General features: G+C 65.5%; 1 protein-coding gene. It reads right to left on the minus strand.

The genetic code is table 11. The features are described 5' to 3' along the window. Positions 1–1,229 (minus strand): arginine deiminase (gene arcA / locus ABG996_RS10750; RefSeq protein ID WP_118388887.1); only part of this gene is annotated, 1,229 nt, incomplete at its 3' end. Positions 1,230–1,253 lie beyond the last annotated feature (24 nt).

Below are 1,253 nucleotides of genomic sequence, written 5' to 3' on the forward strand. Positions count from 1 at the left end.
CGCCAGAAGGGCATGCTCATGCAGCGCGGGCCGCCGCGGCCGCGGGAGAGCTCGGCAGAGGGCACGACGAGAAGGTCCAGGCCCTCCTTGTACAGCACGTCGTTGGTGACGGTGTTGCGGGCGTAGACGCAGATCTTGCCGGGCTCGACGCACAGGGTGTTGGAGCCGTCGTTCCACTGCTCGCGGGAGGCCGCGATCGGGTCGCCGCCGCCGCAGGGGATCAGCTTGACCTGGTCGACGCCGGTGGCGTCCTCCAGGACGTGCTCGAGGGTGTCCTCGATCAGGCGGATGTTCACGTCGCCCGGGTTCTTGCCGGCGGTCAGCTCGTAGACGCGCAGGGTGCCCATGATGGCGGGGTGGATCGTGAACTTATCGACGTCGATCTGGGTGAAGACCGTGTCGAGGTGCATGAAGGCGCGCGAGACCGGGATGTCGAAGGCCAGGATGCGCTCGACCTTGGAGTCGGAGTTCCAGAAGATGTTCTGGGCCATGACGTCGATAGCGGCGGCCTGGGTGCGCTGGGAGATGCCGACGGCGAGGGTCTTCTCGTTGATGTTCAGCACGTCGCCGCCCTCGGTGTGGAACTGGCAGTCGCGGCGGAAGTACAGGGAGACGTCCTTGTAGTCGGGGTGGTACTTGAAGACGTACTTGCCGTACAGGGTCTCGCGGTTGCGGGTGACCGAGTACATGCGGTTGAGGTTGACGCCCTCGCCGACGACCGCGAACGGGTCGCGGGTGAAGTAGAGGTTGGGCATCGGGTCGATGATCAGGTCGGACTCGGACTCGGAGTTGACCAGGGAGTCGAGGGTCGTGGACGCCGTGAGGGGCATGTCGATCTCGGCCTTGGTCATGCCGGCCATGGTCTTCTTGACGAACTCGAGGTTGTCCTCGATGGAGTCCAGCTTCTCGCGGACGATCTGCGGCATGTGCTGGCCGCGGATGCCGGCCTCGGCGATGTACTGGTCGGTGAACTCGGCGCGGGCGCCGGGGACCTGGTCGAACACCTCGGCGACGAGGTTCTCGAGGTAGAGCACCTCGACGCCCTGGTCCCTCAGGATCTGGGCGAAGGTGTCGTGCTCCTGCTGCGCGACCTCCAGGAACGGGACGTCGTCGAACAGGAGTCGCTCGAGCTCGTCGGGCGGCAGGTTGAGGAGCTCGTCGCCGGGACGGTGCAGGCAGACCTTCCTGAGCTTGCCGATCTCGGAAGGCACGTGCAGACCTTTCGTCATGGCCTCCTACCTTTCTTTCGGGCC

The sequence above is a fragment of the Collinsella aerofaciens genome (genome assembly GCF_039836695.1).
GTDB lineage: Bacteria > Actinomycetota > Coriobacteriia > Coriobacteriales > Coriobacteriaceae > Collinsella > Collinsella aerofaciens_BD.